Source organism: Fictibacillus solisalsi, assembly GCF_900103485.1.
In the GTDB taxonomy this organism is placed as follows: domain Bacteria; phylum Bacillota; class Bacilli; order Bacillales; family Fictibacillaceae; genus Fictibacillus_C; species Fictibacillus_C solisalsi.
Genome location: NZ_FNHW01000001.1, coordinates 1,965,142 through 1,987,051 on the forward strand (window position 1 = coordinate 1,965,142; position 21,910 = coordinate 1,987,051).

16 protein-coding genes and 1 riboswitch are annotated in these 21,910 nt (G+C 40.0%); of the genes, 5 read left to right on the forward strand and 11 right to left on the reverse strand.

All coding sequences use genetic code 11. The features are described from left to right. Positions 1-95: 95 nt before the first annotated feature. Positions 96-281: riboswitch (cobalamin riboswitch) on the reverse strand. Positions 282-868: 587 nt separating this feature from the next. The 3 genes from BLT53_RS10170 to BLT53_RS10180 all read right to left on the reverse strand — a co-directional run bounded on the left by BLT53_RS10170 (position 869) and on the right by BLT53_RS10180 (position 3,282). Then, the gene (locus BLT53_RS10170) at positions 869-1,960 is read right to left on the reverse strand and encodes a sensor histidine kinase (RefSeq protein ID WP_244520395.1); all 1,092 of its coding nucleotides are present in this window, start codon (positions 1,958-1,960) and stop codon (positions 869-871) included. Beyond that, the gene (locus BLT53_RS10175) at positions 1,935-2,633 is read right to left on the reverse strand and encodes a response regulator transcription factor (RefSeq protein ID WP_090234554.1); all 699 of its coding nucleotides are present in this window, start codon (positions 2,631-2,633) and stop codon (positions 1,935-1,937) included. The genes BLT53_RS10170 and BLT53_RS10175 overlap by 26 nt, the downstream gene beginning before the upstream one ends. Before the next feature lie 82 nt (positions 2,634-2,715). After that, a complete protein-coding gene (locus BLT53_RS10180) occupies positions 2,716-3,282 on the reverse strand; it encodes a YdhK family protein (protein ID WP_090234556.1) in 567 nt (188 codons plus the stop codon). A gap of 383 nt (positions 3,283-3,665) precedes the next feature. Between BLT53_RS10180 and BLT53_RS10190 the strand changes: the two genes are divergently transcribed. The 3 genes from BLT53_RS10190 to BLT53_RS10200 are packed head-to-tail and all read left to right on the forward strand — an operon-like array spanning position 3,666 to position 7,100. Continuing rightward, positions 3,666-4,982, forward strand: a complete 1,317-nt coding sequence (locus BLT53_RS10190; RefSeq protein WP_090234559.1) for a spore germination protein — start codon at positions 3,666-3,668, stop codon at positions 4,980-4,982. Then, positions 4,979-6,061, forward strand: coding sequence for a GerAB/ArcD/ProY family transporter (locus BLT53_RS10195; protein ID WP_090234561.1), 1,083 nt, complete (start codon positions 4,979-4,981; stop codon positions 6,059-6,061). Before BLT53_RS10190 ends, BLT53_RS10195 begins: the two co-directional genes overlap by 4 nt. Beyond that, positions 6,048-7,100, forward strand: a complete 1,053-nt coding sequence (locus BLT53_RS10200) for a Ger(x)C family spore germination protein (protein ID WP_090234563.1) — start codon at positions 6,048-6,050, stop codon at positions 7,098-7,100. Before BLT53_RS10195 ends, BLT53_RS10200 begins: the two co-directional genes overlap by 14 nt. Positions 7,101-7,380: 280 nt before the next feature. Here BLT53_RS10200 and BLT53_RS10205 read toward each other — a convergent pair whose 3' ends face one another. Together BLT53_RS10205 and BLT53_RS10210 are read right to left on the reverse strand one after the other, a co-directional pair. Beyond that, positions 7,381-8,604, reverse strand: coding sequence for an ATP-binding protein (locus tag BLT53_RS10205; protein ID WP_090234566.1), 1,224 nt, complete (start codon positions 8,602-8,604; stop codon positions 7,381-7,383). Positions 8,605-9,033: 429 nt separating this feature from the next. Then, entirely contained in the window at positions 9,034-10,443 is a 1,410-nt protein-coding gene (locus BLT53_RS10210; RefSeq protein WP_090234568.1) for an MFS transporter, read from the reverse strand. Between the two features lie 844 nt (positions 10,444-11,287). Here BLT53_RS10210 and BLT53_RS10215 point away from each other — a divergent pair. Then, entirely contained in the window at positions 11,288-11,851 is a 564-nt protein-coding gene (locus BLT53_RS10215; RefSeq protein ID WP_090234570.1) for a GNAT family N-acetyltransferase, read from the forward strand. A 155-nt stretch (positions 11,852-12,006) separates the two neighbouring features. Here the strand turns inward: BLT53_RS10215 and BLT53_RS10220 are convergent, their stop codons facing one another. The 3 genes from BLT53_RS10220 to BLT53_RS10230 form a co-directional block, all read right to left on the reverse strand. Continuing rightward, positions 12,007-12,696, reverse strand: coding sequence for a hypothetical protein (locus BLT53_RS10220; protein WP_090234571.1), 690 nt, complete (start codon positions 12,694-12,696; stop codon positions 12,007-12,009). Positions 12,697-12,708: 12 nt separating this feature from the next. Then, the gene (locus BLT53_RS10225; RefSeq protein ID WP_170834300.1) at positions 12,709-14,676 is read right to left on the reverse strand and encodes a DNA/RNA non-specific endonuclease; all 1,968 of its coding nucleotides are present in this window, start codon (positions 14,674-14,676) and stop codon (positions 12,709-12,711) included. A gap of 195 nt (positions 14,677-14,871) precedes the next feature. Beyond that, a complete protein-coding gene (locus tag BLT53_RS10230; RefSeq protein WP_090234574.1) occupies positions 14,872-15,756 on the reverse strand; it encodes an SDR family oxidoreductase in 885 nt (294 codons plus the stop codon). A gap of 219 nt (positions 15,757-15,975) precedes the next feature. Between BLT53_RS10230 and BLT53_RS25015 the strand changes: the two genes are divergently transcribed. Further along, entirely contained in the window at positions 15,976-16,119 is a 144-nt protein-coding gene (locus BLT53_RS25015; RefSeq protein ID WP_170834301.1) for a hypothetical protein, read from the forward strand. Positions 16,120-16,186: 67 nt separating this feature from the next. On the opposite strand, the gene ppdK is transcribed toward BLT53_RS25015, so the two are convergent. The 3 genes from ppdK to BLT53_RS10245 form a co-directional block, all read right to left on the reverse strand. After that, positions 16,187-18,862, reverse strand: a complete 2,676-nt coding sequence (ppdK, locus tag BLT53_RS10235; RefSeq protein ID WP_090234575.1) for a pyruvate, phosphate dikinase — start codon at positions 18,860-18,862, stop codon at positions 16,187-16,189. After that, positions 18,859-19,677: a pyruvate, water dikinase regulatory protein gene (locus BLT53_RS10240; RefSeq protein ID WP_090234577.1), complete on the reverse strand. Its 819-nt coding sequence runs from the start codon at positions 19,675-19,677 to the stop codon at positions 18,859-18,861. Before BLT53_RS10240 ends, ppdK begins: the two co-directional genes overlap by 4 nt. Before the next feature lie 281 nt (positions 19,678-19,958). Continuing rightward, complete coding sequence (locus tag BLT53_RS10245) at positions 19,959-21,788, reverse strand: terpene cyclase/mutase family protein (RefSeq protein WP_090234578.1); 1,830 nt, start codon at positions 21,786-21,788, stop codon at positions 19,959-19,961. Positions 21,789-21,910 lie beyond the last annotated feature (122 nt).

Here is a 21,910-nt window from a genome sequence, read left to right on the forward strand (position 1 = left end):
AAAAGGGTGAGGCTTACAAGTATGTACACTAGGCGGCCAATTACATCAAAAAGAAAATAGGCCGGCTCCATACACCACTCCTTTCCTCGAAGGTTTTTGGGTGTGTAAACTAGGTAGGTCTCCTGGCTTTTGAGTCATCGTGCTCCATCGTCTTCCCCAAATTTGAGTGACATAATGATAGAGAACTCCTCAATTACAGTGGCGGGACCGCTCGGGATTTTCACCCGATTCCCTGTTACCCCTTATAAAAAAACAAGGGCACCTAGATTACTTTTTATTTTTTTACTTCTTTCATTATACAAAACAAGGATTCTTTAAAAAAGGATTATTTTCATTAGAAACTATAACATTCTTATTGGAGTCCAGTAAACGATCGCTGCATGAAAAAAATATTCATAAATATATTACCCCTTTACCCATGAAATGTACTTATTTATAGCATTGATCACATCACGTTGCTCATACTGTTTATCTGCTATCTTTGAAACATTATCCATGAGTAATACGTCAAATGATGGATACGCTTTCTTACTTTGCAGTTTCACCAGCCTACATTGAGCAAATATCCCCAGTTGATATAGCACGTTTAGGATGTGTATATATGTTGAATTAACAGCCGGCAAGCTTATGCTCTCCAGCTGTGTTACTTTGGTACCACCAGAAAGGCCTGATACAAATTGCCATCTACTTTAAATTTATCGATGTTTAATCCTAACCAAACCCTCATTTGAGCCATTGTTGTCGTTTCTTTTCAAGATGATGAAGTCCTTGTTGATAAAGAACGAAAAAAAACCGAGAAAAGAAATTGATGATTTAATGGGTGAAGTTTGGGAGGATAAGAAAAAGCAGCCAACTTGGGCTGCTTTTTCTACTGTATGGGTAAAATAACCATTACTGCAGTCCCATCATTGGGATCACTTTCCATCCATATACTTCCCCCATGAGCCTCAACCAATTGTTTGGCAATGGTTAGCCCTATGCCACTCCCTCCAAATCGGCGGTTTCTGGATTTTTCTGTCCGGTAGAATCGTTCAAATACCTTAGAAATGTCTTCTTTGGGTATTCCAATCCCGGTGTCTTTTATGGTGATAACGGCGTCCTGCTCTTTAATCTCTATTGTAATGTCGACTCTCCCTCCAGTAGGGGTGAATTTTAAGGCATTTGTTAACAGGTTAATCATGACTTGCATGATTCTTTTTTTATCAATAAGCAATTGTATCTGCATTTTTTCATGAAAGGACAAGGCTACCCCTTTTTGCAGATAAGACTCTCGTAGTGTAGTCATACTTTGTTGAAGAACTTCCCCCAAATTATCTCTTCGCTTTTCAAGTACAAAGTTAGGCGCTTCAAATGTCGTTAATTGTTCGAGATCATGCACCAGCAGAATCAGCCGGTCGATTTCTTCCCTGAATGAATGCAGCCGCTCAGGAGAAGCCTCAAAGATTCCATCTTCAATGGCTTCCATATGACTCTTCAGCGTGGCAAGAGGCGTACGTAATTCATGAGCGATATCACTGGTCATATTTTCTCTTGCAATCTCCTGTTTTTGCAGCTGTGCTGCTAATTGGTTTAATGATTGCCCTAACTCCTGCAGTTCATCATTTCCCTGCACCTTCACTCTAACATCGAGGTCACCCTTAGTCATTTTCTCTGCGGCCCATTTCATTTGCACAAGGGGTTTAGATAGTTTTCTGGCTACGAAATAGCTAATCACACAAACCAGAATGAATACCCCAAGCAACGTCCAAAGTATCGAACCGATGACCGCTCTCTCAAAATGAATGGCCAGTGGCTTAATCACCCGAAATTCAGGAGCATCCAATTTAAACATTGTAAAGTGATAATGAATTTCCAACAAAATGACCAGGCTTGCTACCATCAAAATGACAGTCGCTGCCAGTATAAAGATAAGGGTCAGCCTGGCATGCAATCCTTTAATTTTCATTGCGGTTTCCTTCAAACTTATACCCCATTCCAAAAACGGTCTGTATGTACCGGGGCTCTTTAGGATTGTTCTCTATTTTTTGGCGAAGGTTTTTGATATGTTGGTCAATAGTGCGGGTTTCCCCTTCATAATCATAACCGAGCACTTTTTCCACAAGCTCGTCTCTAGTAAATGTGCGTTTAGGATGCCGTGCAAAAAAGAGCAACGCTTTGTATTCAATTGGGGTAAGACTGATAGAATTGCCCTTTGAAAATACTTCTTTTGACTTTGCATTTACTATTAGCTCACCTTGATTATAAGAAATCTGCTCCGCCAGCAGATCGTTATCATTGGAACGTCTCAAAATCGTTTTCACCCGCATTACAAGTTCCCTCGGACTGAATGGTTTAACCATGTAATCATCAGCTCCAAGCGACAGACCTTTTATCCGTTCAGTTTCCTTTGCTTTTGCCGTTAGCATAAGGATCGGGAGTGAAGTTTCTTGCCGAATGCTCTGGCAAATATCCTCGCCGCTGTAATCCGGAAGCATTAAATCCAAAATGACAAAATCAATGTGGCGTTTTCTTATATACTGCAGGGCTTCTTGTCCAGTGGACGTTTCAATCGTTCGATAACCCTCGTTTCTTAAATACGAGGAGACCACTTCAAGTATTTTCTCTTCATCATCTACAATCAGGACCGTCTTCATCTATTTTCTCTCCCTTTCTTCTTCCTCAATTATAGACAAAAAGAGAACCCTTTTGAAAACACATGGATTCTCTCTGCTGTCCTTATTTAGCCTGCAGCTCGTTTTCTGTTACCCATTTATGATTTTCAACCCTTTTTCCACCTGTAGCAGGTGTGTAATCCACCATATAAACGGTTGTTTTTTCAAAGGATTCGATTATGGCAGAAGCATCTTTCATGCCTTTCATATGATCCGCGTTCAGCTTTACCTTTTGTCCCGTTTTCAGCGTTTTATTTCCTGCATCCTGGATTTCCTCTTGGATAATCCATTTGTGATGTTTAACGGGGTTTCCCCCTGTTTTTGGGGTATAGGTTACCACATAAGCTGTTGTATCATAAGCTCCGGCTATTTTTGCTTTTGCCCCCTTCATCCCTTCCATATGATCCGCCTTAATAACCGCCTGGCTGCCCACTTCATACTTTGGGTCCGTAGCTTTCTTCAGGTCCTTTGGCACCTTTCCGGAACCCGAATGATTCATTCCCTCATGTCGCATACCTTCATCTTTTGATTCATGCCTTCCCGAATTATTATCGCCAGTGTCATTTGAACATGCTCCAAGAGTCAATGACATGGCAAGCAATGATACAAGCCAAATATTTTTACTTTTCATGCTGCTTCCTCCTTATGTTTCCTGCTGCTTTCATAATAGAAAGCAGTTATGAAGATCTTGTGAAGAACCAATAAGGAACATGTCAAAAGGCTGATTTTACAAGCCGAAAAACAATGGAATTTTTTATTGAAAAAGATAAGAAGAGACTTCAAAGCCAGTTTAAGATCATGGGCACCGGCCCGTGCTGCTCCGATCATTATGATTATAAAAATAAGGATGAAAGCTATATCTACTGGAAAGATGGATTTAATAACTTGCCTTCCAACTGGAATAATCTCTTGAAAACATTTTGTGCTCTTCAAGTTATATAGCGTTTGTATAAAAATCTATTACAATGTAAATAATTTCTTTAGATCTCTGGTTGTTAAGGGGCTTAATGATTAATGAGGAATAGTGTAAAGGAAATTAAAACCAAGTTTTCCACTCAAGGAGATTTTTTCATTGAGGAAGAGTCATATGACAAAATGTCCTGCTATCTTATTGGATTTAAAACACTTATTGATCTACCTAAGACAAAATTATACATACAACAGATGGGTGAATCTTGTACTTCAAAAAGCGCCCTTTTGGGAAAGCTCAGTGAAGAAACCAACGTTAATACAGAGCAATTAATTAAAGGAATTTTAGAAGGCAAATTAGTAATCGTTACAAAAGATGGAAAGGAAAATGCAATTGTAGATCCAATTGTTCAAAACCTTAATAGCAGCATTGGAGAACCCAAAAATGAAAGTCCGGTTCATTCCTCTACGGATGCCTTTGTAGAGGATATTAATACTAATGTTGGGATGTTGCGAAAGAGATTAAACACTGACCGTTTATGTCATTGTACCTATCAGGTTGGAGAGTTAGACAAGCGAAGATTATCCATGCTTTACATAAATGGGAAAGCTCCAAATGACCTTGTTAATAAGATTCATCATCAGTTAAACCAAATTGATTCGGATATTGAAACCATTGATGATCTGAATAAAAGGTTTGAAAAGCGTAGACTGAGCCCTGTCAGTCATTTTTCTGCCACCGAGCTACCAATTCAAGCCATACATTCCTTAAAAAAGAACAGAATTGTTCTTTTTATGGATAATTACCCCTTTGCCCTTGTTTTTCCAAATTTAATTTTGGACATGTTTAGTACGGAAAATGACCGCAATTTCCCTTTTATCCTTACATTTATGCTTCGTTTTTTTAGAGTCATAGGAGCTGTAGCAACAGTGATTTTTCCTGCCTTATATGTTGCATTAGTGTCGGTTAACCCCGGAATATTCAGAACTGATCTTGCTTTGTTTGTCGCAAAAAGCAGGGAAGGTATTCCTTTATCTGCCTTTTTAGAAACCATTGCAATGGTTGTTTTAGTTGATTTGATACTCGAGGCGATTGTAAGGTTGCCTAAAAGTGTTGGGCCTGCAATTACAATGGTAGGAGGAATAATTTTGGGACAAGCAGTAGTAGAAGCCAATTTAGTAAGCAATTTGTTAGTCATTGTGATCACTGCTGTAGTCATTGCAAGTTCTGCAGTTATTGGAATGCAGAACTCATTGTATATACGTCTGCTAAAGTATCCTATATTAGTTTTAGCCTCTCTATTTGGTATTTTAGGGGTATTTATCGGTTTCATTTTCACAATCATCTATTTAGCAAGTTTAACATCAGACGATATTCCTTATTTAACGTTACGTTTTGAACACAAAGGAGACACAAAGTGACACATCGAATACAAGTTGGAATGCTTTTCATTATTATGCATTTAAGTTTTAGCTACTTGATCTATCCAGACCTCATTTACCGGTTAACTAAAACCTCGCATTGGGAAGTGATCTTGTGTCAGGGATTGATGCAACTGATTTTACTTTGGATTTACTACAAAGGTTTAAATTATTTTCCCGATAAAAATGTTATTGAAATATATTTAAAAATAGGAAAATGGGCTGCAATCATTTTTCTTACCCCATATGTAATCAATCTTATTGCTATTGTGGGGTTCAATTTGCGTCTTCATGCTGAAGTGATTAATGATGTATTTTTACCCCGAACCCCTTACTGGTCGATACTCATCTTGTTATTTTTCATCTCGGTATATACAGCCATTAAAGGATTGGATACCATCTTACGTTCCTCGGTTATTATTTTCTTTATTGTTATTCCATTAATATTTTTTAACATCTTTTCCTCTTTTACAAATTTCGATCTACACAGCGTTTCCCCGGTTTGGGATTCTCCTCTCAAATTCTTGTTTAATATAAAGTATTTTTATCTGATGGGATTTTCATCATTTTTAATTTTAGGGTTTATTTCTTCAGGAGCAAATTCGAATTTCTGCCAAATTTTTGCCGTTTTCGTTAGTGTGGTCTTATTTTCTTTATCAGCAGTGTATATACCACTTTTTATATTTGGACAAGAAACCGTCACTACGCTGGCCTATCCTTTCTTAGAAGCAATAAATTCAGTAGACATTAGTTGGTTTATCTTCAACCGACAAACCATGGTTTTCGGTATTTCATTGGTTGGATTAGTCATCTTGGCTAATGCAGTTTTACTTTGGATGTCTGGGCATATTATGCAGAAAACCTATAAATGGAAGACAATGGAGGCTGCTTATTGGATCATCTTGCTCTCTGTTATCGCATTTGTTGTTGCATTGGTGGTTCCACATCAATCATTAGTTGAAAAGTTTTTTCTGTGGAGCACAGGGGCCCAAACGTATTTTATGATTATCATCCCCTCTTTCATTTTTCTCTATGGTTCCTTATCCAAAGGAGGCTTGGTAGGTTATGATAAAAAGTAAAGTGAGTCGACTATCGATCGTGTTCCTGTCAATCCTATTTCTTTCGGGTTGTTGGGATATTAAAGATATAAATAATCGTTCCCTACCTTTAGTCCTCGGGATTTCAAAGGAAAATGGACAAGAGTATAAATTAACCTTGCAGATTCCTATTCCGAAAAGCGACAACCAAATCTCCAGAACAGTAACAGAGAAAGGAAAAACCGTCACAAATGCACTTGGCCATATTCAAACAAACTCTGAAAACGCTATTGACTACTCCCAAGTACAATTAATTGTCATCCAAAAAAACTTGGCAAAAAACCAACAGGAATTTCGAGATCTTATAAAATTCTTAATGGGATCAGAAGATATTCCATCAAGAGCATTAGTGGCCATTACAGATGATAATGTCGAAAATGTATTATCAAACATTAATAATAAATTAGGGGTTAATGCATCTGCTATATACGATTATTTTAATAAAGGGACTGCCTGGGCGCCTGAACTTTTTAGTACCCCGATCTGGGAGGTGTACCGAAGCCAGTTTTTATCCACAAAAGATATTGCCGTGCCGGCAGTTCGTGCAGGAAAAGACACAGTATTAGTTTTTGAGGGCTCAACTATTTTACGGCAGGGCCAATTCATTGAAACAATCGGCCCAAAGGATAGCCAAATGATTAATGTGTTTAATAATAAGGATGTAAAGGGTTATACGGAAAACCTCGGTTTTGCTAGTATCATGGTAACTAACAGTTCCATTCAAAGCAAAATAAAAATGAATAATAATAAACCCTATGTTACAAGTGATTTACGTTTAAAAATACATATTTTAGAAAGAAAACAAGGCATCACAAACAAAAAAATTTACGAAAAAATAGAACGGCTTACTGAAAGGCGTTTTTACAATCTACTTAAGAAAACACAACATAGTCAAAGTGACATTTTTGGTTTTGGGCAGCAATTTCAACATGTAATTTCATATCATGATCTAAAAGATTGGAGATATAAGTATTACCCCGATCTGAAGGTCGATTTTAAGGTGCATGCTAACCTCGAGTAATAGGCTTATTCTTAAGCTATTCTATTTATTGTTCAAGCTAGGTCCAGGAATTGCCCTTGTTCACATTTAGATTCTGTTGCTTCCTGTTTACTCCATAGGTAAACAAATACTTGAATTCCCTCATTCGGCTTTGATTCAACAGGACATTTGATCGCGATAAAAAAGGTAAGAGCATAATAAATGTGCTCTTACCTTAAATTTCATAATTCGAATTAACATTTTTATATTCATTTATGCTTCGTTTACGGAAGTAAAATTGTGTTTGAAATATTTTATTTAATTACACATTTAGTTTTCTTTCATTGATAATGGATACTGGCATACTAATACTTACTGTGGTTCCTTCATTGACCTTACTGTCGACTTTAAGAGTTCCTTTATGTGATTCAATGATTTTGTAGCATATCAGTAATCCTAACCCGGTACCATTTTCTTTTGTCGTAATAAACGGTTGTCCCAAAATAGAGAGTTGTTCCTTTGGAATACCGACTCCCTCATCTTTGATCGTTATCAAAACTTGTTCATGATGCCCTTTATTAACTACAATTTTAATCTGACCACCATTAGGCATTGCTTCCATTGAATTCTTTAAAAGATTAAGAAAAACTTGCTTCATTTGATTCTTATCAATATAAAAATCCGGCAAATTTGATTCATACTGTTCTGTAATTTGTATGTTGTGATTTTTCGTCTTTAAATTCAATAATGCAATAACTTCTTTCAATACATGTTCTATATTTTGTTCTTTTAAGGCAACTTCCTTTGGTTTTGATAGATCTAAAAAATCACCGACTATATTATTTATTCGTTCAAGTTCACTTTCGACGATGGCTATATATTGGTTCTCATGCTGGTTTACTTGTAATAATTGAATGAATCCCGATATAGAAGTTAGAGGATTGCGTATTTCATGAGCAATACCTGCAGCCATTTGTCCCAACAGAGCCAATGCTTCTGATCTTTGTAAGAGAATCCTTGTCTCTTCTTTTTTTAAAGTAATATCTTTAATAACAGTTAGACTGACGTCTTTATTTCCATACTTAATATCATATGAGCTTACCTCGTAAAAAAAAGAAATGCCCTTTTTGTTCTTTATTTCGATATCAACTGGTTTAAATTTACTTTCTTCTAGTAGTATTGCGTTCAACAATGGTTTAGTTAGGGGGGGCCCCACAAAATTATTCAACTCATTACCAATTGCTGCATCCATGTTTCTCAGATTTATTAGTTGGAGAAAGGGCTGGTTTAAATACAGTATTTTTCCATTTTGGTGAATCAAAATCGATTCGGGTAAAGTATCGATAAGAAGTTTGTAACCTTCTTCATTAGCCTTTGATTGTTTTGCAAATTCACGTATTTTGTCATAATGCCAGCCAATTAGCCAGGCAATGAAGGTGAAAAGGAAGAAATCAAAGGTCCAAAAAGGGTGACCGCTCCATATTTTTTGATAAGTGGTAAAAGCAATTGAAAGTGAAATTAATGAAAGCTGTCCAACTTTCTTCATATATACTTCTCCAACAGATGTTTTTATCTTATGATATCATATATGGTCTGAATTTTCAGTCCACTAATGAAAAATAATTGATTGATATAATTCTTTTTTAAAGGTATTTCATATTTCAGCGTTTGGTATAATGGTAAAAATTTATCTAGCTCTTGGTTTTTTAACCATTTCGTTCCATAATAATGACCGACCTTTTTTGCTATTGAGTATAATGCTTCACACAGTATTGCCCATGCCGGGCACACAAATAAAAAGACTGTTCAGAAGCGAACAGTCTTTTCTCAAATGTTTCTTAATTATTTGTTTTTTGGGACTAAGCAATAGTCAGAACGAGAGCGAAAGCAATGAGTTAGAACAGTCAAAATTGCTTTATTTACTAAACGGTTCATCGCTTCCTATTATGTTTTTCAAACTTATTTTTTAATCAGTTTATTTTTCGGTTTGTTCAGTTTGCCACCATAAAGCATCTTTTGGATTTTCAACAGCTTCATTGAACTCAGACTTAGAAGCAACTGTTGGGTAAGAACCCTTGAGAGATTTTCCTGCTGTGTTAGTGAAAAAGAATAAAATAACTAAAAATCCAATAATACTTACGATGGTTAAATAGAATGCAGGTGCCAAGTTATTCCCTGTTTTGTGAACTAGCCATGTGGCAACCAGCGGAGTCGTTCCACCAAATAGTGAAACAGAGACATTAAAAGTAACCGCTAATGTTCGATAGCGAATATCTGTATAGAACATTGTGGGTAAGGTTCCAGGCATGGTTCCTTCATAAGATGCAAGTAGAAAACCTAAGATCAGTATACCTATCGATATAAAGACTAAAGTATTCAAGTTGATTAAATAAAAACAAAGAACAGACAGCAGGGTTAAGCCTCCTAAACCAATTAAGAAAACAGCCTTGTTTCCAATTTTATCACTAAGCTTCCCAAACATGAAAGCAAGCGGCACCATAAGAATCATAATAACTGTAATTAATACGGTTCCTACAGTGTTAGACAACCCGATTATTTCATTTAAATAAGACGGCATGTACGATAATAGCATGTAGTTTGTAATATTAAAGAAGGCCACAGCTACAAAACATACGAAAACATCTTTTTTGTGATTTTTTAAAATGGAGAAGAAGCTTTCTTCTTCAACTTCATCATCATTAGAATCAGCAAGTTCATTTTCAAAGATCGGTGTTTCCCCTAAACTGCTTCTTAAATAAAACCCAATTAGACCTAAAGGTAAACCAAGTAAAAACGGGATTCTCCAACCCCAAGAAGCCATCTGATCATCAGATAGAAGCAGAAAAAGCAAACTAGCCATCAATGAAGCCAGTATATAACCAGTGAGAGTACCAATTTCCAATCCACTTCCAAGGACATTACGCTTATTGTCTGGAGATGATTCAGCGATATAAACCATTGCACCCGCATATTCACCGCCAGTTGAAAAGCCTTGAATAATCCTTGCTATTAATAATAAGATCGGAGCCCAAATTCCAATTTGACCATATGTAGGTAATAAACCGATTAATAATGTGGATAAAGCCATTAAAATAATGGTGGTTGTTAGAACAACTTTTCTCCCTAACTTATCACCAATCTTTCCGAATATAACACCCCCTAACGGGCGCATTAAAAAAGCAATCGCAAAAGTGGCAAATGTAAACACTAATTTTAGCTCGTCATTCTTAACAGCACTAAAAAAGTTTTGACTAATAATAACCGCCAGATAGGAATATAAACCAAAGTCATACCATTCCATTGCGTTTCCTACCCCAGTAGCAAACACGCTTTTCCTGGCTTTTTTTATATCGACAACATTAATTTTTTTCTTGTTAAACTTCATTATTAGTTTGTCACCTCCAACGTATATGGTATACAAAAATAAGAAGCAAAATCAAACATTAGGCTTGCTTCCTAAGTAATACAAAAGGTTGACTATCATTTTCACAAAAATTATTATATACCTGCAAATTCATCATTCGCTTTGAAACGCCACTGCCATAGCTCCTGCTACTACTTGAATAATCTGCCATTGACTAAATTGGTAACTGTCTTTTCCACTTAGATATACCTCTTTTATTAAGGGTTTACACCTTCAAAAAATACTATTCATTTTCCGACAATTATTAGTAAAAGCAATATCCATTTTGCGTTAAAATATCATCTTCATCTTAAGACAGGACCTGAAGAAATAAAGGTGACTTGCGCATTTTTTACCCTAATATGCCCAGGAATCAACACTTGGGCATATTTTTTGAACTAAGCATGAATGATGGGTGTAATCCTTAAAAACAGAACTGGTAAATATTATTAAAGCCATTCTATAATTTTCTCCATTAACATATGGTCAAACATAATCACTTCATTTATGTAAGTGTTATGTTTGAGTATGTTTGCTTAAACTCCTCAGGCTTTTTCCACCTTGAATCATAATTCTTTATAGTATAAATTTTTAATAAAGGATTAAATAATAAAAACCTTTGATTGTTAAGTACAAACCTTCCTTGTGATTTTTATTGTAAAAGTTCTCTCCAATATTGCGATATCGTCTTTTCATTTAAGAATTGTAAAGTCATGAGGTGAAATGTAGTCTATATTCGGGGATTTACTAAATGCAGGGTTTAAATTTTTCTTATTTTGGTGCATCTTCAACTAGATTTTAAATTAATAATGCTGAGGAGGATAAGATGGAAAAGCATGCTGAATTATTTCATTCATTGGAGGGAAATAACATCTACTTCAAGTCATTGAGTGTTAAGGATGTTCAAGAAATACATAATTATGCATCCGATCAAGAAGTTTCACAATTTATTGGCTGGAACTTAATGAGTACCTTGGAGGAAACTCGTCGGTACATTGAAGTAATGTTAAAGCGTGAGGCAGAAGGTACTCATTTATATTCCTCCGTTGTTGAAAAACATACTGATGCAGTAATAGGGACAGCCATGATTTTTAATTTTGACAATAAGGCAAACAACGCCGAAGTTGGTTATGTGTTGAATAAACATCATTGGGGTAAGGGGTATGGCAGAGAGTTGGTTGCATTGATGAGTAATTTTGCATTTTCCTCCCTTCAGCTCCACAAACTCCATGCCATCTTAGTGGATGCCAATATTGGATCTGCTCGTATACTGGAAAAGAATCAGTATGAATTAGAAGGACGCTTAAAAGATCACTATTTTATAGAGAATACGTATTATGATGCATTGCTTTTCGGGAAAATACTGACCTCGGAAAGCAGCTTTTGTTGAACATTCAAAATCACCACCTTACACAAAACGTGAGGAAAACTTTAAATCCATACTATAAGGCCATCCGACTCAACATGCATAAGCCTCCAATTCCAGCACTACAATCAATCCTTTCATAACAACCACACTCTTTATAGTTGGCACTCATCCCTCCCTTAAATCTGTGTCAAAATATAGACAAGTGGCTCCATATCCTTTGTACCAAAAAAGTAAATTTGGTTGGCCAAAAATAATTCATAGTATGAATGACGCGAAGACGATGGTTTTCCTTCTAAATTCAAAACCCTCTGGGAAGGAGCGTTTTCCACGGTTTCAAACTTCATATCCTGGGGCAGCTGCATCAAAAAAATCATGGACACTTTTGTGCTATAAGTGGCGGGCGTTTCATCATCCAGCAGCCAGTTTGGACTCCCTCCTATTTTTGCATGAGTTTCATCAGGAGTCTCTGCTGATGACTGGCGCCATCTCACAAATTTTATTTTTTCCTCGTAGTCGTTTCGCAGTTCTCCATTCTCTGTTTCAAAAAGAAAAATCCTGAAATTTTTTTGGTAGGATTTCAAAAACCCCTGCGGTATATCTATACCTTTTAATGTATCCTGAAGCATTTCGGGGATCAGGTACTCCTCGTGTGCGCACATCGTACAGGCAAAGACTGCCATCGTTTTTCCTTCCCAGCTATGTCCCACTGGGAAAGATACTTGGAAAAAGAAGGTTAGTTTTTCACCGCACAACTCACACGGTGGTAAAGGCTCTGAAGCTGGCATGCGGGGAAGCCCGCCAATGAAGGTCAGATCCCCTTTCTCTTGCAGTCCGGATTCTTCCAATAGAAGATAGCTTTTTTCCATTCCATCACTTCCTTACGGGTTTTTAAAAATTCTTGTTATCGTATTGCCATTTATTCTTACGGAATAGGCAACCTCATGCGGCCGTATGGCGCCTGGTGCATACTTCGGAACGACTCGCACAAATACGGTTTTGCCAGCATTCACTTCATCATGGATCTGTTTCTCAAAAGCTCTGAACGCCCCGCGGTTTATGCTGTGGTTTTGAGGAAACAGATTGGCTGAATTTTTATTGCCAAGCCCCCCAAGCTTATTTCCAATCGCGTGTCCTGCATCGTCCGTGTTTTTACCGCCGAAGAGTTTCATTAATTTTCTTGATGCGTCATTCGTATCCGTTCCTTTTCCAAGGCTTTTTGGTTCAATTTTTGCAAATACTGCGCGCAGCTCTCCATTTTTCCCAAGAGTCGTTCGATACACAAGTCCACCCTTTGTCACAAGCTCGTATTTTTTCCACCCGGAAGCTGTTTTTAATAGTTTCTTTCCAACAATTTTTCCAAAAGGCAGCCGGTTAAGCCCCAGTGTAAAAACAGCGGCCGCTGCATATTCCGGAGAGATTAATTTACGCGGATGACGAAGCATATCCGCAATTTGATGCCCGCTTTGAGCGAGTCCAGCTGCTGCTGAAACCGCCCCCAGCGCAGACCATACGCCAAGAACAGGGAAAAACAGCGCAAAGGCACCTGCAAGCAGCATGAATTTTTCAGCTCCAGATAATCGGTAATCCCACCAGTTCTGCAAGGAATCAAATAGACAGGCAAAGCACGATTCAAGACCTGAAGAACCGAAAATCCATCCATATCCTGAAAAAATAAGTATAGCTGAAAGCAACATTAACGCTCCGTAATATTGATGCACAGTTGCTGAAAGCTCATGGACCCTGCTTTTTGCCTCCTCATCTCCGCGAACCATCGTGAATCCCAGTTCTCTCCGTTCTCTGTAGAAATACAGGAAACTGCCAAACCTTTCTCTGTCACGATAAAATGATGTAAGCAGGTTTCTCAGTTCACTGACTGGATTGATCATCCTTTCTTCTGGCAGCAGGAGAAGTTTGTCTTTTGCCCGGTTGAGATCCCAATAGTCGATGACCATGGCTGCAATGAGCATGCCTAAAAAAAGAGGTTTCGATGCATAACCACTTCCGAGCAAATCATGAAATCCTCTTAATACAACAGGTGCCCGGTAACCGGCATTCCACACGATATGATCCAGGATACTTAATCCCAGCAAACACAAAGGGATGAACAAAGTAAATCCCTTTAATCGACGTTTATACCTTATGGCTAAAGCAAAGCCAACGGTGACCATTGCGGTAAGTACCGCATGTCCGGCACTGGTCCTTTCATTCAAAATATACCCTTCAAAATAACCGGGAAAAAGACTGAAGAAATCCCAATGAAGGACTTGCCCGGTCAGCAGGCTCTTTCCATATAAACCTCCTGAAACCAGACGCCGCGCGGTTTCCTCCAAAAACTGAAACCCCGCTCCTGTGGCCGCACCTGCCAAAGCATAATCAGTCAAGCTTAGAGCAGTAGCCCTGCGGGATAAAGATAAATAAATGGCGAGAGGAAGTAGTTTCAGCACCTCTTCTGTTACCGGCGTTATAAAAGACTGGCTCCAAACATCAAGCGCCCTGCCCCCTAACACTGCTGTAATAAGAAGGACAATCATCGCATTGAGCGGCGCAATAAGCCAGGCTCCCGCCATAAAAAAAGACGTGAATTTTCTCCATGTGAACGTCTTGCTCCGGCATATAATCCAAAATTGCAATAAGAGATAAAATGACCAAAGAAACTGAACGAACATCGTACGAGAATCTTTAATGAAAAATAAACTTAAAAGAAAGAGCAGGAGTGAGACCCAAGAGAGGATGGAATAAAGTGTCCTTATCCAGGGATGGGACTGCACCCAACTCATGATGCGATGACCAATGGCCCCGATTTTATGTCGCAATGTTAAGCGCAAACGTTCCAGTTTGGTTTTCAACATAACCACTCCATAGAAGTTACTTCTGTTGAGGACATGGTGTTATCGGTTTCTTACTATACGCGATTAAGCAGCAAATCTAAATAGGTCAATATTTTCAATTTTTTGAACTGTCCATCCAACTGCCTAGGAAAGACAAAAGAAAAAGACTGTTAAAAAGATAACAGTCTCCTACTCACTCCATGGATTATATTTTTAGGCCAATTCAATACCACCTGTAATTCCATATGTTTGTGCGGTTACATAACTGGATTCATTGGAAGCCAGGAACACATAAACACCAGCCAGTTCAACCGGTTGTCCGGCACGCTTTAATGGAGTATCCTGCCCGAACGTCGGGATAGCTTCTCCAGGCTGTCCTCCGGAAATCTGAAGCGGCGTCCAGATCGGACCGGGAGCTACTGAATTGACACGAATTCCCTTTGGGGCCAACTGCTTGGCCAATCCTCGGCTGAACCCGTTAATCGCAAACTTGGTAGCCGCATAATCCAAAAGGTTTGGACTTGGGTTATAGCCCTGCACAGAGGTTGTCGTAATGATGGAGGCACCTTCAGGCAGATATGGCAAAGCCGCCTTCACCGTCCAATACAAGGAGAACACGTTCACTTCAAACGTGTTTCTAAGCTGTTCAGAGGACAGGTCTGCAATATTCTCAACTGCCTGCTGTTTTCCTGCTACAAGCGCCAGGATATCCAATCCATCCAGTGCCGAGTAGGACTCCTTGATCAAATGTTCACAGAATGCTTCATTACTCAAGTCGCCTGGCAATAGCACAGCTTTTCGTCCTTCTGCTTCAATAAGCTGTTTTACCTCCTCAGCGTCCGCCTGTTCCTCAGGCAAATAATTGATGGCAACATCCGCCCCTTCCCGGGCATAGGCGATAGCTGCTGCACGGCCAATTCCTGAATCACCACCGGTAACCAGCGCTTTCCTTCCCGAAAGCCTGCCAGAGCCCTTATAGCTTTTTTCCCCGCAGTCGGGAAGCGGGCTCATTTGACCCTGAACAGCAGGCGGTTCCTGATACTGTTTAGGATAATCTTCATTAAAATATTGAGTTAAAGGATTTACTGGTTTGGACATCATCATCGCTCCTTTGGTAGATAGATCATTGGCATTTTATACAGCAAATCAACGATATTCAGTATTCTCATCCACTGTATAAATATACCTTTTTGGACTTCCCCATACGATGGGGCTTTAAACCCTTCAACTCATTAAATATTAAAATATCCTTCAACGTGTTTACGAGAGCTGTTCCTCAGGGAAACCTATCAAAAATGGAAAAAAGGAGGCTGCAAGATGGATAAAAAAAAACCCATTCTTTCACCACTCATTGCCTTTTTTATCATTATTGGTGTCTGGATCGGGGCGGGACTTCAATCTGATGATGAACATGCACAGCACAATAGTAAAAGTGATGCTAAGGTCTATTATAAATTGTGAGATTTATAGAGTCAGCTGCCTGATACATGAAAAGAAAGAAGCTGTCCGGACCGGACAGCTTCTCTTATTAGTGCAGTTGAAGTTCCCTGTTTTCAATCTGTTTTTGCGCCTGTTTTATTGCGGCATGAGCTGCTGCAAGACGGGCCAGCGGCACTCGGTATGGTGAACAGCTGACATAATCAAGCCCTGTCTCATGACAAAAGCGAATGGACTCTTTCTCCCCTCCATGTTCGCCGCAAATTCCTGTTTTTAACCCTGGCTTCGTTTCCCGTCCCAGTTTGATTCCCAGTTCCACAAGTTTCCCTACTCCTTCCTGATCAAGAGTGGCAAACGGATTTTCAGGCAGTACCTTATTTTCAATGTAAGCAGAAAGAAACTTGCCTTCCGCATCATCCCGGCTGTAGCCAAAGGTCGTTTGAGTAAGATCATTGGTGCCAAAGGAGAAAAAGTCAGCCTCCTGAGCAATCTGATCTGCGGTGAGCGCTGCACGGGGCACTTCAATCATTGTTCCGATCTGGTAATCAAATTCCTGCCCTGTTTCTTGCTGAATTTCCAATGCTGTACCGATCACCAATTTTCTCATCTCTTTTAATTCATTAACATGGCCTACCAAAGGGATCATGATTTCAGGGGCGGCATCCATCCCCTTATCCCTCAGATTGCATATCGCATAAAAAATCGCTTTAACCTGCATTTCATAAATCTCGGGAAAAATCATGCCCAGTCTGCAGCCCCGGTGCCCAAGCATTGGATTGCACTCATCCAACTTGCGAACATTTTGAAGCAAACGCTCTTTTTCTAATAATTCTTCTGAAGAGGAACCGGATAGTTGAAGCTTTGTAACCTCCACAAAAAGTTCTTCCTTGTCTGGCAAAAATTCATGAAGCGGAGGATCGAGCAGCCGAATGGTCACCGGCAATCCCTTCATTGCTTCAAAAATGCGTTCAAAATCTTTCTGTTGCATAACCTGCAACTGATCAAGAGCTTCCATCCGCTCATCAAAGGATTCAGCAAGTATCATTACTTGAACAACAGGTATTCTTGAACTATCCATAAACATATGCTCTGTGCGGCATAAGCCGATGCCTCCCGCGCCAAAATCCAATGCTTTTTGGGCATCTTCAGGATTATCTGCATTGGCTCGTACACCCAATATTCTCTTCTCATCTGCCCAAGTTAGAAGCAATTGAAATTCTTCTGAAAGTTCCGGATCAATCATCGGGATTTCACCCAGCATAATCTCACCTGTTGACCCGTCAATGGTAATTACGTCGCCTTTTTCAATTATTGTTCCTGATACAGCAATCTGCTGCGATTTCAGATTGATAGATAAAGCTTCACATCCGCAAATGCAGGCCTTTCCCATTCCCCTGGCGACCACTGCCGCATGACTGGTCATCCCGCCTCGGCTTGTAACGGTTGCCTCTGCTGCCACGATTCCATGAATATCGTCCGGTGTCGTTTCAGGACGGACAAGAATCACCTTTTTACCGTCTTTCGTCATTCTTTCGGCTTCATCTGCGTCAAATACCACTTGTCCCGTAGCTGCACCTGGTGATGCAGGAAGACCTTTTGCGATGACACTTCTTTCCTTGGAATCATCTAGACGGCGGTGAAGTAGCTGGTTCAGCTGTTCTGGTTCAATGCGCAAAATCGCTTCTTTTTTATCTATTATGCCTTCTCTGACCAGTTCCACCGCAATTCGAATGGCCGCCTGTGCAGTTCGCTTCCCAGTCCGTGTTTGCAGGATGAAGAGCTTTCCCCGCTCGACGGTAAACTCAATGTCCTGCATATCCTTATAATGAGACTCAAGTAAATGGCATGTTTCCGCAAACTGCTGATACACTTTAGGCATAGCTGTTTCCATGGCGGCAATCGGCTGCGGTGTCCGGATTCCCGCCACCACATCTTCTCCTTGGGCATTGATCAGATATTCGCCATAAATCTTTGCTTCACCGGTTGAAGGGTTTCTTGTAAAAGCAACACCAGTACCAGAATCATTGCCCATGTTCCCGAATACCATGCTTTGTATATTGACAGCAGTCCCCAAGTCATCCGGGATCTTATGAAGCCGGCGGTACACAAAAGCGCGTTGGTTATTCCATGAATCAAAAACAGCAGATATGGACAATTGAAGCTGTATCTTAGGATCCTGAGGAAAGTCTTTTTTTGCGTGTTTTCGAACCAGTTCCTTATAGCCTTGGATCACTTCTTTCCAGTCTTCCGCGGTCATCTCAGGATCTGTAGCATATCCTTTAGCTATGCGGAATTCTTCGAGCAGCTGCTCAAAGTAAAAACCGTCCACATGAAGCACAACATCACTGAACATTTGAATGAACCGGCGATAAGTATCATATGCGAATCGCGGATTGTATGTGAGTTTCGCCACTGCTTCCACCGTTTCATCATTCATACCAAGATTCAGTACGGTATCCATCATCCCCGGCATCGAGTGAACGGCGCCTGAACGTACGGAAACAAGAAGCGGATTCCTGGTATCTCCTAATTTCTTTCCTGTACTTCTTTCAAGATGATGAAGGGCAGTCTCGATTTGCGTTTTCATCTCGGACGGTAGACGCTTCCCTGCCTGATAATAAGCATTGCATGCTTCAGTTGATATGGTGAACCCGTAAGGAACCGGGAGTCCAATACGCGTCATTTCTGCCAGGTTGGCCCCTTTTCCGCCTAAAAGTTCTTTACCTTTTTTCCCATCCTCATCAAACAGATATACGAATTGCGTCATGATATCCAGCTCCTCTCCTTTTTTAACATGGCCAAAATTAAATCCGCCGTCTCTTCAACCGCCTTATTGGAAACATCAATCACCGGGCAGCCAATTCTTTTCATGATTTTTTCGGCATAATCCAATTCCTCCATGATCCTCTCCAAGTTGGCATAATGGGCTCTTACTGTTAATCCAAGGTTCTTTAAACGTTCCTTCCGTATCTCATTCAGCTTATCCGGCGTAATGATTAAACCTATACATTTCTTTTTGAATTGAAAGACGGCTTCCGGCGGCTCCACCTCTGGCACTAATGGAACATTAGCCACCTTGAATCTTTTATTGGCCAAATACATCGATAGCGGCGTTTTCGATGTTCTGGAAACACCAATCAAGACGATATCCGCACGGGAAAGGCCACGTGTATCTTGTCCGTCATCATATTTAACTGCAAATTCAATGGCTTCCACTCTTCGAAAATAGTTCTCGTCCATTTTCCGGAGCAATCCCGGCTGATAAACCGGCTCTTTATGAAATTTTTCGGTGAAGGCATGCATGAGCGGTTTCATGAGGTCAATGGCAATAATACCTTCTTCCTGCGCCCGCTGGTCAAGATACTGTTTCAAAAAAGGAACCACAATCGTATAAGCAATCACTGAATTTCGATATTTGGCGACAGAGATTACATTTTTCAAATCCTGGATATCTTCAATAAACGAGACATTTTGAATTTCAATATCTCCCCCATTAAATTGCGCAGCGACCGCTTTAACCATCAGCTCTGCTGTTTCCCCTACTGAGTCTGAAACCACATAGACGATCTTCTTTGTATCCAAATTGAATCTCCTATCCTATGAGTTTTAAAAGCAGCAAACTACTAGCCCCTCACTCCTCTCCACAACAAATGTGACATACTTTTAAATGATATTCCTCTAATGTGTTATACTAATTAATTTAAATCTTATATTATCACCAATAATTCAGAGATACAATCTATTTCTTGGATTTTTGGACAAAAAAATAGAAAGGAACGACGTTGCTCAAGAATGAACGAACGCTGGCTTTTTCCGTAACCATTAAAAAAGCTGACTCCCTTTACGGATATCAGCCTACTTCCTTATTTCTCGTATTTATCCCTGTAATGACATAATGCCAGCAGCGGCCAAATGTAATTGTAGCTGTGATAGTACATATAAAATGTTCCTGGCAGCCCAGCCCCTGTTGGATAGGTAACATGTATGCCATGATAATTTTCGCGATGTAATAGATAATCAATTCCTCGTTTTATCGAATCGGTTGGCGTTGGACATGCCGCGATCAGTGCATCAACTGCCCATGCTGTCTGGTTGATCGTGCTGTATGGAAGAGCACAATAATATTTATCGATATCACTTTTGCATGACTCCCCCCAACCTCCATCACTTTTCTGAATCGAAGTCAGCCACTCCACTGCCTTTTGAATGACAGGGTCTTTTGGCGGGAGCCCAGACGCCACCAGCCCTGTTATACCGGCCCATGTCCCGTAAATATAGCAAATGCCCCAGCGCCCATACCAGGAACCATTGCTTTCCTGATGCTGCTTCAGCCATTGAACTGCCGATTGAATGGCGGGAGATGAAAGACGTATCCCTTCATAATTTCCAAGGAATTCAAGTGTTCGACCTGTTAAATCAGCTGTGGAAGGATCGGTTAAGGCATCCTCGGCATTTTCAATGGGCAGTTTCGCCATCCATCTTTTATTCGTGTCTTTTTCAAATGCAGGCCATCCCCCATCCTTGTTTTGCATGGAGAGAAGCCAACCTACACCTCTTTTGTAGGCGTGTTGTATCGTTTTATCGGTTTTTGCATAATGAAACATCGTTCGCAGAGCAGCCTGGGTATCATCGATGTCCGGATGGATGGTGTTACTTTTGCTGAATCCCCAGCCTCCAGGCAAGACATCCGGGTTATGAAATTTCCAGTCTCCTAGACGGGTTTGCTGATGCTTCTGCACAAACGTCAAACTCTTTCTCATTTGTGAAGATGAAGGAGAGGCCCCTGAGGACAACAGAGCATAGCTTACGAGAGAAGTATCCCACACCGTCGGCGGTGAGTTCTGAAGATGAAAGGTTTTCCCAGTATGATGAACCAGACAAATCAGCCCGGTAATCGCTCCATGAATGATTGGATCGGTGGGCTTGTAACCGATCGCGAGAAGCCCGTATATCATGAGAAAAGTAGAAGTGGCATAGCTTAGGAGAGTTCCATCCTTCTCAACCCTCTTCAGTATGTAATTTTCCAGAAAAGCGCTGTGGAGGGAATAGAACGGACGTTTAGAATTCTTTTTTCCCTTCGTCTTCCTGCGGTCTTCTTCTGTAAACAAATGATTCAGACAAGGTTTACTGCTGTTTTGCACCTGAAATTTTTCTGCCATTCCCAACAAAACCGGAGCAAAGTGAGCCCTTGCATAGCTTCCAAGATCGTAAAAGTTCATGTTCACTTTTTTCATGATTCGAAATAATCTCGAAGGATCCACTTCAAGGTGTGGCCATGGATAGAGTCCGTTAAATGCAAAAAATACCTTCGTTAACAAACTGGTCTTTTTCAATCCACCGTTTTCTTTGATAAACCGCGCGGCTTTTTTCATCAGGATGGCCTCCGCTGAAATAAATCCTGAATAAAGCAGTGCGGCATACGCTTCTGCCGTGGCAGACAAATTGCCCATTCTTTCATCAGGATAGGCTTTCCATGTTCCGTACTTTGTTTGCTTGGCTAATAATCTCCTGGTCAATTGCCGGATCAGCGTCTCGTCATCCCATTCCAGTGTTCGTAACATAATAATCATATAGGCATCGGTCAGCAAAGCATTTTCAAAAGAAAAACGCCATGAACCGTCAGCCTGCTGCAGTTCAAGAAGACGGTCGGTACGCTGGTCAATTTCTGTTATTACTTGAGCTCGTCTGTTCATTGTCCATCACTCCGGTCAGACTTACAGCCAATGGTGTTGGCTATATTGTATGCTCACTGAATGAGTAAGATTCGCATGAGATAAGAATGTACAGAAAAGTACAAATAAAAGTTGATGCAGGT

Coding starts and splice junctions, on each gene's coding strand:
- BLT53_RS10200 (WP_090234563.1), top strand. CDS start 6,048: ATGATAAAAAGTAAAGTGAGTCGACTATCGATCGTGTTCCTGTCAATC.
- BLT53_RS25015 (WP_170834301.1), top strand. CDS start 15,976: ATGGATAAAAAAAAACCCATTCTTTCACCACTCATTGCCTTTTTTATC.
- BLT53_RS10180 (WP_090234556.1), bottom strand. CDS start 3,282: ATGAAAAGTAAAAATATTTGGCTTGTATCATTGCTTGCCATGTCATTG.
- BLT53_RS10230 (WP_090234574.1), bottom strand. CDS start 15,756: ATGTCCAAACCAGTAAATCCTTTAACTCAATATTTTAATGAAGATTAT.
- BLT53_RS10215 (WP_090234570.1), top strand. CDS start 11,288: ATGGAAAAGCATGCTGAATTATTTCATTCATTGGAGGGAAATAACATC.
- BLT53_RS10210 (WP_090234568.1), bottom strand. CDS start 10,443: ATGAAGTTTAACAAGAAAAAAATTAATGTTGTCGATATAAAAAAAGCC.
- BLT53_RS10245 (WP_090234578.1), bottom strand. CDS start 21,788: ATGAACAGACGAGCTCAAGTAATAACAGAAATTGACCAGCGTACCGAC.
- BLT53_RS10205 (WP_090234566.1), bottom strand. CDS start 8,604: ATGAAGAAAGTTGGACAGCTTTCATTAATTTCACTTTCAATTGCTTTT.
- BLT53_RS10220 (WP_090234571.1), bottom strand. CDS start 12,696: ATGGAAAAAAGCTATCTTCTATTGGAAGAATCCGGACTGCAAGAGAAA.
- BLT53_RS10175 (WP_090234554.1), bottom strand. CDS start 2,633: ATGAAGACGGTCCTGATTGTAGATGATGAAGAGAAAATACTTGAAGTG.
- ppdK (WP_090234575.1), bottom strand. CDS start 18,862: ATGACGCAATTCGTATATCTGTTTGATGAGGATGGGAAAAAAGGTAAA.
- BLT53_RS10190 (WP_090234559.1), top strand. CDS start 3,666: ATGAGGAATAGTGTAAAGGAAATTAAAACCAAGTTTTCCACTCAAGGA.